Here is a 14,736-nt window from a genome sequence, read left to right as displayed (position 1 = left end):
CGGTGGCTCAGCCTTCGATGAAGCCGATGCCGACGTAGTCGTGGTTCTGGACCTCCAGTATCTGCAGGAACCCCTTCGGGTCACCGTTCTCGTCGAAGTCGATGGGGCCACTGACGCCCTGGTAGTCGACGTCGCTCGGGCCGCCGCCGTCGGCGAGTATCTGGTGGGCGGCCTCGTAGGAGGTGACCTGCTCGCCCTCGGGCCGGCTCACCTCGCGGACGGTCTCCTGGAGCGCGGTCCCGGTGAACTCGTCCGCGGCCTGCACTGCCAGCGCCGCGTTGATGACGCAGTCGTAGGCGTAGGCGGACCAGACGGTCGGTTCCTCGTCGTACGCGTCCTCGAACTCGGAGACGAACTGCTGGTAGTTCTCCTCCTCGACCGGTGCGGAGGGGACGACGATCTTCATGCCGTCCATGCTGCCCTCCGGGGTGTTTTCGAGGACGTCCGTCCCGGAGACGGAGTCGGCGCCGTACATCGGTGCGTCGTACCCGCTGGAGTACATCTCGTTGACCATCGTCGCGAACTCCGGCTGGTACGTGATGAAGAGCCAGGCGTCGGCACCCGAGCTGTTCATCTGGGAGACGACGCTGGAGTAGGACTGCTGCTCCTGGTCGTGCGAGTTGTTGTACGCGATCTCCCCGTCCCAGTTCTCGACGAAGGCGTCGGCGAGGCTCTGACCGTAGTCGTTGTTGACGTACGTGACCGCGACGCTGTCGTGACCGTCCTCCGCCATGATGTTGGCGAGCGCGAGCGACTGCGTGCTGCCCGTCGGCGACATCCGGAGCAGGCCCGGGAAGTCGGTCAGGCTCAGGCCCGTCGAGTTCTGGCTGAGCTGGACCACGTCGGTGCCCTGGACGACGCTCTCGTAGATGGCCAGCGAGACCCCCGACCCCACCGCGCCGATGAGGAACGGGACGCTGTCCTGATTCACGAGCTTCTGTGCGGCCGAGACGCCGCCCTGTGGTTCCGACTGCGAGTCCTCGACGACGATGCTGAGCTCGCCGCCCTTGACGCCGACGTCGTTGACCGCCGCGAGTGCGAGGTCCTTCCCGCGCTGGTTGCGCTGGCCGAACGCCGACAGCGAGCCGGTGGTCGAGTCGACCATCCCGATCTCGAACGTGCTCATCCCACCGCCGCCACCACCGTCGGTCGTCTGGGTCCCGTCGCCACCGCCATCGGTCGGCGTGTCGGTGTCGCCGTCGTCGCTGTTCGTGCTGATACAACCGGCCAGTGCCGCGACACCCGCGCCACTGCTGACCTTGAGTACGGTTCTCCTGCCTATCTCTCCCTTGCTGTCTGATGTCATGGTCTGTGGTGAATAATTATACGTGTAGAGTTAACCCCTCACCTACCATGGTCGGGGACTCTACGACACTTTGGTGAGTGGTAACGATAACCCCTCCGGATGTGTGTTGTTCTCACCCAAGAAATATATTCATTTCCCACGGAACAGCACTAAATGGTCGGGTGCCGGTATAGGGGGGACGAGCGACGAACAGGTAGCATGATCCCACCCATCGCGAACAACTTCGTCGCGGGCGAGTCGCCGGCGGAGGCGGTCCAGCACGCCCGCGAGCTGAACCGTCGCGACGTCGCCGTCATCCTGAACCTCCTCGGGGAGCACTACGACGACCGTGCCGACGCGGACGCGGACGCCGACGCGTACATCGACCTCGCCGAGACCATCGCAGAGGACGACCTCGACGCCTGCATCTCGGTCAAACCCAGCCAGATCGGGCTCTCGCTCTCGGACGACGCGTTCTACGAGAACCTCGCCCGCATCGTCGCGGTCGCCGACGCCCACGGCGTGTTCGTCTGGATCGACATGGAGGACCACCCGACGACCGACGTGACCCTCGACGCGTTCGAGCGCCACGCCCGCGAGACCGGCGGCAACGTCGGCGTCTGCGTGCAGGCGAACCTCGAACGGACCAGGGAGGACCTCGAACGGCTCGCCGAGTTGCCCGGGAAGGTTCGCCTCGTCAAGGGTGCCTACGACGAGCCCGGCGACATCGCGTACCGGAAGAAGGCGAAGGTCGACGAGGCGTATCGTGACTGCCTCGCGTTCATGTTCGAGACGTTCGACGACGGCGTCGCAGTCGGTAGCCACGACCCCGCGATGGTCGACTACGCCGCCGAGTTGTACGCGGAACACGGCACCCCGTACGAGGTACAGATGCTCATGGGCGTGCGCGAGGACGCGCAGTTCGACCTCGCGAGCGAGGGCGTCGAGGTCTGGCAGTACGTCCCCTACGGCGGCAAGTGGTTCTCGTACTTCTACCGCCGTGTGCGAGAGCGGAAGTCGAACGCGCTGTTCGCGTTCCGGGCCGTCGTCGGGCGGTAGGTTGGCGAACGTCTCTGCTCCACGATTCGAGGATGTCCGCAGGAAGATTTACTTCTCCACGCTCCCGAAACTGTTCGATATGTTCCGTCGCCTGCGACGATGGGTCCTCGAACACGTCGGCGGCGAAACAGACGGTGACGACGACGAGTCGGAGTCGGGTCGGTTCGTCCCTTCGCCGCTCGACCGGTCGGTCCGGTCGGCCCACGGGAGCGGCGACAGCAGCGTGGACCGCGAGCTGACGAGGGTCCAGGAGGAGGCACGAACGCTCGAAGAAGGGCGTCGTGACGACTGAGTACTGTCTCCAGCAGCCGTCCTGCCGGTTCGCTACGGGTCGAGCAGCTTCGCCTCGGCCTTGCGCAGGTGTTCGAGCAGCGTCGTCTTCGAGATGTCCATGTCGTCGGCGAGGTCGCGCGTCGAGGTGCCCCGTGGCCACTCGAAGTAGCCGGCCTCGCGGGCGTGCTCGAACACCTCGCGCTGGGCGGCGGTGAGCGTGTCGAGGCGCTGCTCACGTGGTGACTTCCCCGACTCCGACGAGGTGATGGCGGAGATCGTCACCTCCGCTTCGGCCTCCTCGCGAACGCAGTCGAGCTTGTCCTGAATCTCGGTGCGCTCGCCGGCGAAGCCCACCTGCCACTCCTCGCTGCCGTCCTCGATGCGGACGGGTGCGCTGTGGACGAAGCCGTGCTGGAGCAGCGTCGGGCAGACCATGTCGTTCGGGTTGTACTCGAGGAAGAACTCGCGGACCACGTTGCCCGGCGCGTTTCGCGCCCGGCCGAACCGCTGCTGGAGCTCCTGGACCTCACCCGCGTGCTCGCTCTCCCGGATGGCGTCGAGCAGCTCCTCGACATCGCGTTCCGTCGCACCGTAGGCGGTGAACAGTCCGTTGACCGAGTTTGTCGGGAGAGCGTCGGCTCGGGGCGAGTCGTAGATCGCGTGTGCGAGGACGCCGCCGGTATGTCCTTCTGTCGCTTCGATTGCCCAGCAGTTCGGATGCCACAGCTCCAAAGTCAGTCTCGTGCCCGGTGTCTGGTCGGCCAACGCCATAGATTGAACAGTCCGGTCAGACGTTAGTGTGTGTCGCTCAAACAGACCCTGGCCGACCATGGTCGGGAGGGGGTCGAATCCTCCCCGACTGGGCCAGCCTCGCTTCGAACGGTTTTACTCCCCACGTCCCATGGGACGTGACGAATGCAGGTCACGAAGCTGGGGGAGGGTCGCGCCGAGGTCGCCGTCGTCGGCGGCATCCACGGCGACGAGCCCTGTGGGATGCGTGCTATCGAGCGACTACTCCGCGATGCTCCGGAGGTGCGCCGACCGGTCAAGCTGGTCGTCGCGAACGAGGAGGCCGCCGAGCGGGGGGTCCGCTACGTCGAGGAGGACCTGAACCGGGCGTTCCCGGGGTATCCCGACGGTGAGACACACGAGAAACGGCTCGCGTACGAGCTGGCCCACGAGCTGGAGGGCTGCCGGACGCTGGCGCTGCACTCCACACAGTCCCACGCCGAACCGTTCGCCGTGGTCGACGGCGTCGACGACCTCGCCCGGACGGTCTGTCCGCGGCTACCGGTCGCGTCGGTGGTCGAGACGGGCCGGTTCGTCGAGGGTCGCATCTTCAAAGCGGTCCCCGACACCATCGAGGTGGAGTGCGGGCTCCAGGGTACCGAGGACGCCGCCGCGAACAGCTATCTGCTCGTGCTCTCGTTCCTGACCGCGACCGGGGTCCTCCCCGGTGTGCCGCCCGCCCGGGACACGCCCGTGTTCCGACTCGTCCGGCGCATCCCGAAGGGACCCGCGAGCGAGTACGAGGTGTTCGTGGAGAACTTCGAGCGCGTCGACGAGGGCGAGACGTACGCGGCCGTCGACGGGGAGTCGGTCGTCGCCGAGGACCAGTTCTACCCGGTGCTGATGTCTTCTTCCGGCTACGAGGACGTGTTCGGCTACGCCGCCGACAGGGTCGGCTACGTCGGCTGACGACCCCGGTCAGTCTCGCTACTCCGACGGGGGTGTACGCCCGAATCCGATAGGGGCGGGTCCCTCCGGGCCGACGAACAGCGGTCAGTCGTGCCTTCAGGTGCTGCTATCCGCGGTGTCCCGGCGACCGAGGGCGGCGAGGAGCGCCTCCGGACCGACGCCGGTGAGTGCCGCGACCTCGTCGGCCGGCCGGTCGAAGGTGTCGAACGCGAGCAGTGCGCCCTGGAGGCGGACGATGCGACGACACTCCGCGTCGGTCCGTTCGGACGGGTCGAACCGCGGTTCGCCGTCGGTCGCGACCTCGACGTGGTAGCTCGCCAGCACCGCGTCGCGGTACGTGTCGTCGTCGACGTGCGCGTCGGTCTCGGCGAGAGAGACGAGCCTGGCGAGGACGGCGAGGCTCGTCGAGAGCAGATGTTCGGTGTCCGCGTCGGTCCCGTGGGCCTCTTTTGCACCGACGGCGGCTCGCTCCAGCCGCTCGAGCAGCACCGCGAGCCCGAGGTAGGGGTCGGGGTCCGCGGGTTCGTACACGAGCTGGGCGAGCAGCTGGCCCTGCCAGCGGCCGGCGTTCCGGACGACCGTCTCCGCCGCGGTCCCGAGAGGGTCATCGACGGGCAGGTCCGCGCCGGCGTCCGACAGCCCCTCCGGGTCGAGCAGTGGCACGTCGAACCGATCGGCGTATCGACGCGCGGACGACCGGAAGCGCTCCTCGGCCGGGTGACTCAGGACGTCGTCGGCGAGAACGGTCGGCTCCGGCAGCCCGAGCGCCCCCGTCGCCTGCGAACCGAGCGAGAGCAGCGGCGAGAGGCCGGCCTCGAGGACCGCCTCTGCGGGTGTGGGGTCCTCCGTCTCGAGCTGCGCGGCGACGGTGTTCTCGACGAGGTCCTCGTCCTCGGGCTCTCCGGCGTCCTCGGGCTCCTCCGTCGGGTCCCCGCTCATGTCTCCTCTTCCGGTGCGAACTCGACAGTCGTCAGCTCGCGGTCGAGGTGGCAGTAATCGTGAGGCGGGTCGCCGACGACCTCGGCGATGCGGTGCTCCTCGTCGAGTTCGGCACCGTCGGGCTCGCAGAACTCGTGGCTCGGGCAGTCCGTGTGGGGGCACGGCCCGGCGAGTTCGACCTTGCTCCCGGCGTAGGCCTGTCGCGAGGGCACGTTCGCCCGGACGCCGACGGCCTCGACCTCGACGGCGCGGACGCCCTCGTCGTGGACCGCGCAGTCGAGCGTCTGTGCGTTCTGGCGCACGTCCGTCACCTGATACTTGACGCCGTCGGTGAGGTTGAGACACTGACTGCGGTAGGGACAGCCCTCGCAGGCGCTCGCCTCGCCCTCGTAGACGAACTGGGCCCCGGGGTCGGCGAGCCGTGCCCCGATGAGCGTGACCTTCGACATGGCGTGTCGTACGCGAGGCTTCCGGTTAAGACTGTCCCGTCAGCGCGCGCAGCTCCGCGATGTACTCCTCGCGCGGAACCTGGTACACGTCGTCCGGGTCGATCTCGCCGTCGGCGAACCGACGCGCGAGTTCGACGGTCCCCGCGAGGCCCGCCTCGCGGCTCTCGAACCGGTTGGTCTCCTGGAACTGGACGTCCGGTTCGAGGTAGAGGGTGACGTACCAGTCGCCCGAGATGGCGTCCTCGCGGGAGACGCCGGGGCGGCGGTGGTTGCGTCGGCCACGTGTGAGGTACAGCGTCGGCAGACACGGCGCGGGGAACTCCGTCGAGTCGAACACGTCGGGCCGGTAGGCGAGGACGCAGCGGCCATCCGGCTCCTCGTTCCAGACGACCCACCCGTCGGGCAGGTCCGCGAAATCAGTCATAGCTGCGGGTAGGGTCGGAGCCGGTTAAGGAGTCCCGGTCTCCGACGGTGAGCGACACGTCGGGGGGACCGGGCGCGGCGACTCCGGCCGTGTGGTTTGGAGGGTGGTACTTAAATGGCCCATCGTCTGTGCCGAACCGAGCGTCACTGAGAGCCGGAGAGAATAGAAAAGAAGGAATCGTATAAATAGGGCAAAAGCCAGAACTACATAATTATTGGGGCCAGATTTATCCGTTTTCGTCGATTACCACCGGCCGCGCCGATGAATCCGGACGGGGGTCGACCGGGACGAGGCGTGAGGAGGAACAGATGAGCGACAGCCAGACCACGGACCGGACAACAGCCGAACAGGACGAGGAACCGACCGACGACCGGGACCGACTCGAGGTCCTCGACACCGTGCTGGCGGTGGTCGAGTTGACGGTACGGATCGTCAGCCTCGTCCTGTTGCTGCCCTGAGAGGCGGGTCGCCCGTCGGCGGCCGGACGACCGGCCGCCGTGGCATCGAACACTTATAAACAACCGCTGTAGCGCCCACGAACGGCCGTCAGGAGGAGCGGTTCTGGCGGGACGGAACCGATTCCTTTAAACTGAGTTTTGGTCCAGGTAAATATTTGTTGGGGTCAAACTTATGCGCGTTCGCTCCTGAACTAGTGATACCACTCGGTATCCCCCGCACTACCGGCCGTGGCGGCCCCCTTCGGTCTCAAACTCCGTCGAGTGGCCGTCACGCGCCGGGCAGTGTCACAAGTTCACACATGCCACGAAACACGGCCCGACGGATGGGGCGCGGCCGGGGCGGGCGCGCCGACGACGCAACGCGACCGGACGGTCCGTCCGTGGCAGGGGTGACCGAGCAAGTGCTGGACCGGCGGCGACCCGAGAGCGCGTTCGGCCGCCCGGCGCGCGAGTCACCGGGTCCCCACGAGATACCCATGATAGCATGACCGACACCAGAGAATCACTGGCGGAACTGAGCACCGACTACAAGGAGTCGATACCGGCGGACCTGCGCGAGACCAAGTCCTTCGAGTGGTACCTCGACGAGGTGTACGAGGACCCGCTCGTCTCCCGGAACGCGCACCAGCGCGTCGCCGACATGTTCGACTTCTACGGCACCGAGTACGACGAGCGCGAGGGCATCGTCAAGTACCAGCTCGCCACGGAGGACCCCCTCAACGACGGGGAGAACACGTTCTACGGGAACGTCATCCATCAGTCCATCCACGAGTTCATCAACAAGGTGAAATCCGGGGCGCGCGGCCTGGGTCCGGAGCGTCGTATCAAGCTGCTGCTCGGCCCGGTCGGGTCCGGGAAGTCGCACTTCGACCGCATGGTCCGGCAGTACTTCGAGGACTACACCCTTCGCGACGAGGGACGGATGTACACGTTCCGGTGGACCAACCTCTGTGACGTCATCCGTGACCAGGACCCCGCCGACGACGTGGTCCGGTCGCCGATGAACCAGGACCCGCTGGTGCTCCTCCCGAAGCGACAGCGCCAGGCCGTCATCGACGACATCAACGAGGTCCACGACGCGCCGTACACCATCCGGAACGAGCAGAGCCTCGACCCAGAGTCGGAGTTCTACATGGACCGCCTGCTGGAGGAGTACGACGACGACCTCCAGACCGTCCTCGGGAACCACGTCGAGGTCATCCGGCTGACCGCCGACGAGAACAAGCGCCAGTGCCTGGAGACGTTCGAGCCGAAGGACAAGAAGAACCAGGACGAGACCGAACTGACCGGCGACGTCAACTACTCCAAGATCGCCATCTACGGCGAGTCCGACCCGCGCTCGTTCGACTACTCCGGCGCGTTCTGTAACGCGAACCGCGGCATCTTCTCCGGTGAGGAGCTGCTGAAGCTCCAGCGGGAGTTCCTCTACGACTTCCTGCACGCCACCCAGGAGATGACCATCAAGCCGAAGAACAACCCCCGTATCGACATCGACCAGGTCATCGTCGGGCGGACGAACATGCCCGAGTACAAGGACAAGAAGGGCGACGAGAAGATGGAGGCGTTCAACGACCGCACGAAGCGCATCGACTTCCCGTACGTCCTTGGCTACGAGGAGGAGGCCGACATCTACCGGAAGATGCTGAACAACGCGGACGTGCCCGACATCAACGTCGAGCCCCACACCCTGGAGATGGCGGGACTGTTCGCGGTGCTCACCCGTATCGAGGAGCCCGACACCGAGACCGTCGAGATGATACAGAAGGCCAAGGCCTACAACGGGGAGATCGACGACGGCGACGACATCGACGTCAAGAAGCTCCGCGACGAGGCGGAGGCCAAGGCCGAGATCGGCGAGGGCATGGAGGGCGTCTCGCCGCGGTTCATCGGCGACGAGATAGCCGAGGCCATCATGGACTCGAAGCACCGCACGCGTGGGTTCCTCTCGCCGCTGACGGTGTTCAACTTCTTCGAGGACAACCTCGAACACCACGGCTCCATCCCGGAGGAGAACTTCGAGACGTACTACCGGTACCTCGAACTCGTCCGCGAGGAGTACAAGGCACGCGCCATCGAGGACGTCCGTCACGCCCTCGCGTACGACGTCGACGAGATACAGCGGCAGGGCGAGAAGTACATGGACCACGTCATGGCCTACATCGACGACGACACCATCGAGGACGACATCACCGGCCGCGACCAGAACCCAGACGAGAAGTTCATGCGCTCCATCGAGGAGAACCTCGACATCCCCGAGGACCGCAAGGAGGACTTCCGCCAGGAGGTCTCGAACTGGGTGTCCCGCCGTGCCCGCGAGGGTGACACGTTCAACCCGCAGGACAACGAGCGCCTGCGCCGGGCCCTCGAACGCAAGCTCTGGGAGGACAAGAAACACAACATCAACTTCAGCGCCCTCGTCAGCGCCAACGAGACCGACGACGACGAGCGCAACGCCTGGGTCGACGCGCTCGTCGAGCAGGGCTACTCGCGCGACGGCGCGACGGAAGTGCTCGAGTTCGCCGGCGCCGAGGTCGCCAAGGCAGAGATGGAGGACTGATGAGCACCGGAGACGACTACGTCACGGCGAGTGACCGCGCGCTGGAGGACACGTACGAGCCCCCGATGAGCATCGCGGAGTACATCGACCGCGCGTTCGAGCAGCCCTCCATCGCGGCCCACGCCTCGAAGTACCTGCTGCAGGCCATCGAGGCAGCCGGGACTCGGACCGTCGTCGAGGAGGGTGAGGAGAAGGAGCGCTACCGTTTCTTCGACGACCCGTACAACGACGGCGAACACGCGGTCCTCGGCAACACGGACGTGCTCAACTCGTTCGTCGACGACCTGCGCTCCATCGCGGCGGGGCGTGGCAAGCACGAGAAGATCCTCTGGTTCGACGGGCCGACCGCCACGGGCAAGTCAGAGCTGAAGCGCTGTCTCGTCAACGGGTTGCGCGAGTACTCGAAGACCGAGGCGGGCCGCAGGTACACCGTCGAGTGGAACGTCGCGGCCGCCGAAGGCAGCAGTCGCGGGCTGAGCTACGGCGACGAGCTCGGCGGCGAGGACGAGACCGACTGGTACGAGTCGCCCGTGCAGGTGCACCCGCTGTCGGTCCTCCCCGAATCCGTCCGGGCGGACCTCCTCGCGGAGATGAACAGTCACGTCGAGTCCGACGTGCCCGTCCGCGTCGAGGAGCGACTCGACCCGTTCAGCCGCGAGGCGTACGACTATTTGGAGGAGCGCTACCGTCGCGAGGGCCGAGAGGACCTGTTCTCGGCCATCGCCGACAGCCGGCACCTGCGCGTGAAGAACTACGTCGTCGACGTGGGCCAGGGCATCGGGGTCCTCCACAGCGAGGACGACGGCTCGCCGAAGGAGCGCCTCGTGGGCTCGTGGATGCACGGGATGCTCCAGAAGCTGGACTCGCGCGGCCGGAAGAACCCGCAGGCGTTCAGCTACGACGGCGTGCTCTCGCAGGGCAACGGTCTCCTCACCATCGTCGAGGACGCCGCCCAGCACGCCGACCTGCTCCAGAAACTGCTGAACGTCCCCGACGAGGGGACAGTCAAGTTGGACAAGGGAATCGGGATGGACGTCGACACGCAGCTGGTCATCATCTCGAACCCCGACCTGGAGGCGACGCTGAACCAGCACTCCGACCGGCAGGGGATGGACCCGCTGAAGGCGCTGAAGCGCCGGCTCGACAAGCACGAGTTCACCTACCTGACGAACCTCTCGCTGGAGACCGAGCTCATCCGGCGGGAGCTGACCGGTGAGACGGCCGTGTGGACCGCCGAGTCCTACGACGAGCTCGCCGACCAGATCCGCCAGCCGGTGACGGTGTCGGTCAAGCGCTCGTCGGACCGGCTCACCGACCGGGAGTTCGCCCCCCACACCATCGAGGCGGCGGCGCTGTACAGCGTCGTCACCCGGCTCGACGACGAGGACCTGCCGACGGGGCTCGACCTCGTCGACAAGGCCATCCTCTTCGACCGGGGCTACCTGCAGGAGGGCGACACCCGGCGCGACGCCGAGGAGTTCGAGTTCGCGACCGACCCGAAGGACGGCACCCACGGCATCCCCGTCACGTACACCCGGGACGTGCTTGCGGACCTGCTCCACGAGGACACCGACCGGCACCACGCCGACCTGCCCGTCGAAGACGTCCTCATGCCGCGTGACGTGCTGAACGCGATGGTGGAGAACCTCGTGGACGCGCCGGTGTTCTCGACCGGCGAGCGCACCGAGTTCGAGTCCCGCGTCGCCCAAGTGAAGAACCACGTGTTCGACGCTCAGGAGCAGGACGTCGTCGACGCGATGCTCCACGACAGCACCGTCGACGAGGCGACGGTCGCGGAGTACGTCGAGCAGGTGTACGCCTGGGAGACGGGCGAACCCATCGTCAACGACCGCGGCGAGCGCGAGGAGCCCGACCCGCTGAAGATGAAGGTGTTCGAGGTCGAGCACCTCGGCCGCTTCGACGAGGACGAGTACGAGGGCGACGAGCCCAGCGACGCGGTCGCAGAGTTCCGGCGCGAGAAGATAATCACGGCGCTGAACCGCCACGCGTGGGAGCACCGCGACGAGGACTTCGCCATCGAGGACGTCGACCTCGCCGCCATCCCCGTCGTCCGGGCGGTCCTGGAGTCCAACGACTGGGACGACGTGCGCCGCACCTACGAGGACTTCGAGCCGAGCCAGTGGGACGACCCGCCGAGTGGCACCGAGACCGCCGACCTCAAGGCCAAGACCATCGACGCGATGGTCGACCTGCAGGGCTACTCCGAGGCGTCGGCCGAACTGACCAGCAGACACGTCATGGGACAGGTGGCATACAGATGGGACTGAAGGACGACCTCGACCGGTTCCGGGAGGTGGGTGAACAGCGCCGCGAGGACCTGAAGGAGTTCATCCAGTACGGCGAACTCGGCCGCAGCGGCGCGGACGAGGTGAAGATCCCGATCAAGATCGTCGACCTCCCGTCGTTCGAGTACGACCAGCGCGACCAGGGCGGCGTCGGCCAGGGCGACGCCGACGTGGGCGACCCCGTCGGCCAGCCCCAGCCACAGCCCGGAGAGGGCGAGGACGGCGACCCCGGCGAGGAGGGCGGCGAGCACGAGTACTACGAGATGGACCCCGAGGAGTTCGCCGAGGAACTCGACGAGGAGCTCGGGCTCGACCTCGAACCGAAGGGCAAGCGCGTCATCGAGGAGAAGGAGGGTCCGTTCACGGACGTGACCCGGAGCGGTCCGGACTCGACGCTCGACTTCGAGCGCATGTTCAAGGAGGGACTGAAGCGCAAGCTCTCGATGGACTTCGACGAGGAGTTCCTGCGGGAGGTGCTGAAGATCGACGGCTGGGGGCCGCGCAAGGCGTTCGAGTGGGCCCGCGGCGAGAGCCTGCCCGTCTCGATGGCGTGGCTCGACGACGCCTACGACGAGATTCCACGCGACGAGCGGACCAAGTGGGAGTCCTTCGAGGCGGTCGAGGAGAACGTCGACCGCGAGACTGTCACCGAGAAGATACGGTGCGAGGGCATCAAGCACGTCCCGTTCCGCCGGGAGGACGAGCGCTACCGTCACCCCGAGATTATCGAGGAGAAAGAGAAGAACGTCGTCGTCGTCAACATCCGCGACGTCTCCGGCTCGATGCGGGAGAAGAAGCGGGAGCTGGTCGAGCGCGTGTTCACGCCGCTCGACTGGTACCTCACCGGCAAGTACGACAACGCGGTGTTCATCTACATCGCCCACGACGCCGACGCGTGGGAGGTCGAACGGCAGGAGTTCTTCGGCATCCGCTCCGGTGGCGGCACGAAGATATCGTCGGCGTACGAGCTCGCCGCCGAACTGCTGGAGTCGTACCCGTTCAGCGAGTGGAACCGGTACGTGTTCGCGGCCGGCGACTCGGAGAACTCGAGCAACGACACCGAGGAGCGGGTCATCCCGATGATGGAGCAGATCCCGGCGAACCTCCACGCCTACGTGGAGACCCAGCCGACCGGGACGGCCATCAACGCGACCCACGCCGAGGAGGTGGAGTCGCACTTCGGTGGGAGCGACGACGTGGCCGTCGCGTACGTCACCGGCCCGGAGGACGTCACCGACGCGATCTACACCATCCTCTCCACGGAGGGCGATTCAGATGAGTAATCCGGACAGAATCGAGAAACAGCGCATCGCTGACGACCTGCAGGAGCACGTCGCGGAGGCCCGCAACCTCGCCGAGAAGTTCGGCCTCTCCCCGTACGAGGTGAACTACTGGGTCGTCGACTACGACGAGATGAACGAGCTCATCGCCTACGGCGGCTTCCAGCACCGGTACCCGCACTGGCGCTGGGGCATGCAGTACGACCGCCAGCAGAAGCAGGGCCAGTACAGCGGCGGGAAGGCGTTCGAGATCGTCAACAACGACGACCCCGCCCACGCGTTCTTGCAGGAGTCGAACACGCTGGCCGACCAGAAGGCGGTCATCACGCACGTCGAGGCCCACTCGGACTTCTTCGCGAACAACGACTGGTTCCAGCTGTTCGCCGAGGGGACGCCGAACGCGGCGGCGATGCTCGAACGGCACGCCCGTGCAATCTCGGAGTACATGCAGGACCCCGAGATCGAGCGCGCGGCGGTCGAGAAGTGGATCGACAACGTGCTAACACTCGAGGACAACATCGACCAGCACCGGCCGTACCAGGCCATCAGCTCCGTCGTGGACGACCCCGAGGAGCTTGACCCGGACGACCTCGCCGACCGACTCGGCGACCTCGAACTCTCCGAGGAGGTCCGCGAGGAGGTGTTCGACGAGGAGTGGCTGGACGCACTGGAGGGGGACGAGCCGTCGGCGACGTTCCCCGAGGAGCCACAGAAGGACGTCATCGCGTTCCTGCGCACCCACGGCAAGCAGTACGACGACGAGGCGGAGAAGGCGGTCGAGATGGAGCCGTGGCAGCGCGACCTGCTCGACATGATGCGGGAGGAGGCGTACTACTTCGCCCCGCAGAAGATGACGAAGATAATGAACGAGGGGTGGGCCAGCATCTGGGAGTCCCGGATGATGACCGACGAGGGGTTCGCCGGCGACGACGAGTTCCTCAACTACGCCGACCACATGGCGGCGGTGCTCGGCTCGCCCGGCCTCAACCCGTACAGCCTGGGCAAGGAGCTCTGGCAGTACGTCGAGAACACCACGAACCGCCGCGAGGTGCTCGACAAGCTGCTCCGGGTGGAGGGTATCACGTGGCGGAACCTCAAGGACAGCGTCGACTTCGCGCAGGTCCGTGACCTGCTCCAACCGCCGCCGGCGCTCGACAGCATCGACGCGGACTCGCTCGAGGCGCTCGCCGAACTGCCCGACGAGTACCTCGACAACGAGGCGCTCGACCGGGCACTCGCCGGCGAGGTCGACGTGGCGACGTACCCGTGGAAGGTGCTCTCCTACGAGGGGATGTGCCGGCGGCACTACTCGCTTGTCCGGCGGCCGCACCGCGGCTTCGTCGGGCGGGTGAGCCAGTCCGAGCTGGAGCGCATCGGGCGCTACCTGTTCGACGACCAGGTGTACGACACCGTCGAGGCGGCAATCGACGACGTGGACTACGCCGCGGGCTGGGACCGCATGCGGGAGGTGCGCCGGAGCCACAACGACGTGACGTTCGTCGACGAGTTCCTCAGCCAGGAGTTCATCGACGAGAACGAGTACTTCACCTACGAGTACTCGCAGGCGACGGGACAGTACCGCGTCGCCAGTCAGGACGCCGACGACGTGAAGAAGAAGCTGCTGTTGCAGTTCACGAACTTCGGCAAGCCAACCATCGCGGTGTACGACGGCAACTACAACAACCGCAACGAGCTACTGCTCGGCCACGAGTACAACGGCGTGATGCTCGACGTGCGGCAGGCCAAGCAGACCCTCGAACGCGTGTTCGAGCTGTGGGGCCGTCCGGTGAACCTCCTGACCGTCGTCAAGGAGGTGTCGGACCACGACCGCGAGGTCGCCCGCCGACGGAACCGCGAGCCGGAACCTGCCGAGCAGGGACGACTCATCCGGTACGACGGCGAGAAGTTCGAGGAACAGGACGTCCCGTGGGAGGACGTCGAGCATCTCGCGGCCGACGACGTGGACTACGACACGAAGCCGGAGGACTGGCTCGCCTGAGCCGGTCCG

The 14,736-nt window shown here is 66.4% G+C and carries 13 protein-coding genes; 8 read left to right on the top strand and 5 right to left on the bottom strand.

The window, feature by feature from the left end; translation table 11 throughout:
* Positions 1-7 precede the first annotated feature (7 nt).
* On the bottom strand, positions 8-1,306 hold the full coding sequence (locus NO978_RS02685) for an ABC transporter substrate-binding protein (protein WP_257297973.1): 1,299 nt from the start codon (positions 1,304-1,306) through the stop codon (positions 8-10).
* 198 nt (positions 1,307-1,504) lie between these two features.
* On the opposite strand from NO978_RS02685, the gene NO978_RS02680 reads away from it, so the two are divergent.
* Both NO978_RS02680 and NO978_RS02675 read left to right on the top strand, forming a co-directional pair.
* Positions 1,505-2,344 (top strand): proline dehydrogenase family protein, encoded by an 840-nt coding sequence (locus tag NO978_RS02680; protein ID WP_257297972.1) that lies wholly within the window; start codon positions 1,505-1,507, stop codon positions 2,342-2,344.
* 79 nt (positions 2,345-2,423) lie between these two features.
* The gene (locus NO978_RS02675) at positions 2,424-2,636 is read left to right on the top strand and encodes a hypothetical protein (RefSeq protein ID WP_257297971.1); all 213 of its coding nucleotides are present in this window, start codon (positions 2,424-2,426) and stop codon (positions 2,634-2,636) included.
* A 32-nt stretch (positions 2,637-2,668) separates the two neighbouring features.
* Here NO978_RS02675 and NO978_RS02670 read toward each other — a convergent pair whose 3' ends face one another.
* Complete coding sequence (locus tag NO978_RS02670) at positions 2,669-3,388, bottom strand: helix-turn-helix domain-containing protein (protein ID WP_257297970.1); 720 nt, start codon at positions 3,386-3,388, stop codon at positions 2,669-2,671.
* Positions 3,389-3,532: 144 nt separating this feature from the next.
* Here NO978_RS02670 and NO978_RS02665 point away from each other — a divergent pair, with 144 nt between their 5' ends.
* On the top strand, positions 3,533-4,315 hold the full coding sequence (locus NO978_RS02665; RefSeq protein WP_257297969.1) for a succinylglutamate desuccinylase/aspartoacylase family protein: 783 nt from the start codon (positions 3,533-3,535) through the stop codon (positions 4,313-4,315).
* A 96-nt stretch (positions 4,316-4,411) separates the two neighbouring features.
* On the opposite strand, the gene NO978_RS02660 is transcribed toward NO978_RS02665, so the two are convergent.
* The 3 genes from NO978_RS02660 to NO978_RS02650 are packed head-to-tail and all read right to left on the bottom strand — an operon-like array spanning position 4,412 to position 6,127.
* Complete coding sequence (locus tag NO978_RS02660) at positions 4,412-5,254, bottom strand: hypothetical protein (RefSeq protein ID WP_257297968.1); 843 nt, start codon at positions 5,252-5,254, stop codon at positions 4,412-4,414.
* On the bottom strand, positions 5,251-5,703 hold the full coding sequence (locus NO978_RS02655) for a UPF0179 family protein (RefSeq protein WP_257297967.1): 453 nt from the start codon (positions 5,701-5,703) through the stop codon (positions 5,251-5,253). The genes NO978_RS02660 and NO978_RS02655 overlap by 4 nt, the downstream gene beginning before the upstream one ends.
* A 25-nt stretch (positions 5,704-5,728) precedes the next feature.
* Positions 5,729-6,127, bottom strand: coding sequence for a DUF5820 family protein (locus NO978_RS02650; protein ID WP_257297966.1), 399 nt, complete (start codon positions 6,125-6,127; stop codon positions 5,729-5,731).
* Between the two features lie 308 nt (positions 6,128-6,435).
* On the opposite strand from NO978_RS02650, the gene NO978_RS02645 reads away from it, so the two are divergent.
* From NO978_RS02645 to NO978_RS02625, 5 genes are all read left to right on the top strand, one after another.
* Positions 6,436-6,585, top strand: coding sequence for a hypothetical protein (locus NO978_RS02645; protein WP_257297964.1), 150 nt, complete (start codon positions 6,436-6,438; stop codon positions 6,583-6,585).
* Positions 6,586-7,069: 484 nt separating this feature from the next.
* Complete coding sequence (locus tag NO978_RS02640) at positions 7,070-9,142, top strand: PrkA family serine protein kinase (RefSeq protein WP_257297963.1); 2,073 nt, start codon at positions 7,070-7,072, stop codon at positions 9,140-9,142.
* A complete protein-coding gene (locus NO978_RS02635; protein ID WP_257297962.1) occupies positions 9,142-11,430 on the top strand; it encodes a PrkA family serine protein kinase in 2,289 nt (762 codons plus the stop codon). The genes NO978_RS02640 and NO978_RS02635 overlap by 1 nt, the downstream gene beginning before the upstream one ends.
* Positions 11,421-12,731 carry a YeaH/YhbH family protein gene (locus NO978_RS02630; RefSeq protein WP_257297961.1) on the top strand — a complete coding sequence of 437 codons (1,311 nt, stop codon included), beginning with the start codon at positions 11,421-11,423 and terminating at the stop codon, positions 12,729-12,731. The genes NO978_RS02635 and NO978_RS02630 overlap by 10 nt, the downstream gene beginning before the upstream one ends.
* A complete protein-coding gene (locus tag NO978_RS02625; RefSeq protein WP_257297960.1) occupies positions 12,724-14,727 on the top strand; it encodes a SpoVR family protein in 2,004 nt (667 codons plus the stop codon). Before NO978_RS02630 ends, NO978_RS02625 begins: the two co-directional genes overlap by 8 nt.
* Positions 14,728-14,736 lie beyond the last annotated feature (9 nt).

The sequence above is a fragment of the Haloarchaeobius sp. FL176 genome (genome assembly GCF_024609245.1).
GTDB lineage: Archaea > Halobacteriota > Halobacteria > Halobacteriales > Natrialbaceae > Haloarchaeobius.
Note: the sequence above shows the minus strand (reverse complement) of the source record. Positions and strands in the feature narration are given on the sequence as shown.

Excerpts from the sequence above, each read along its gene's own strand:
- NO978_RS02685 (WP_257297973.1), bottom strand. The coding sequence starts at position 1,306 with ATGACATCAGACAGCAAGGGAGAGATAGGCAGGAGAACCGTACTCAAG.
- NO978_RS02680 (WP_257297972.1), top strand. The coding sequence starts at position 1,505 with ATGATCCCACCCATCGCGAACAACTTCGTCGCGGGCGAGTCGCCGGCG.
- NO978_RS02675 (WP_257297971.1), top strand. The coding sequence starts at position 2,424 with ATGTTCCGTCGCCTGCGACGATGGGTCCTCGAACACGTCGGCGGCGAA.
- NO978_RS02670 (WP_257297970.1), bottom strand. The coding sequence starts at position 3,388 with ATGGCGTTGGCCGACCAGACACCGGGCACGAGACTGACTTTGGAGCTG.
- NO978_RS02665 (WP_257297969.1), top strand. The coding sequence starts at position 3,533 with ATGCAGGTCACGAAGCTGGGGGAGGGTCGCGCCGAGGTCGCCGTCGTC.
- NO978_RS02660 (WP_257297968.1), bottom strand. The coding sequence starts at position 5,254 with ATGAGCGGGGACCCGACGGAGGAGCCCGAGGACGCCGGAGAGCCCGAG.
- NO978_RS02655 (WP_257297967.1), bottom strand. The coding sequence starts at position 5,703 with ATGTCGAAGGTCACGCTCATCGGGGCACGGCTCGCCGACCCCGGGGCC.
- NO978_RS02650 (WP_257297966.1), bottom strand. The coding sequence starts at position 6,127 with ATGACTGATTTCGCGGACCTGCCCGACGGGTGGGTCGTCTGGAACGAG.
- NO978_RS02645 (WP_257297964.1), top strand. The coding sequence starts at position 6,436 with ATGAGCGACAGCCAGACCACGGACCGGACAACAGCCGAACAGGACGAG.
- NO978_RS02640 (WP_257297963.1), top strand. The coding sequence starts at position 7,070 with ATGACCGACACCAGAGAATCACTGGCGGAACTGAGCACCGACTACAAG.
- NO978_RS02635 (WP_257297962.1), top strand. The coding sequence starts at position 9,142 with ATGAGCACCGGAGACGACTACGTCACGGCGAGTGACCGCGCGCTGGAG.
- NO978_RS02630 (WP_257297961.1), top strand. The coding sequence starts at position 11,421 with ATGGGACTGAAGGACGACCTCGACCGGTTCCGGGAGGTGGGTGAACAG.
- NO978_RS02625 (WP_257297960.1), top strand. The coding sequence starts at position 12,724 with ATGAGTAATCCGGACAGAATCGAGAAACAGCGCATCGCTGACGACCTG.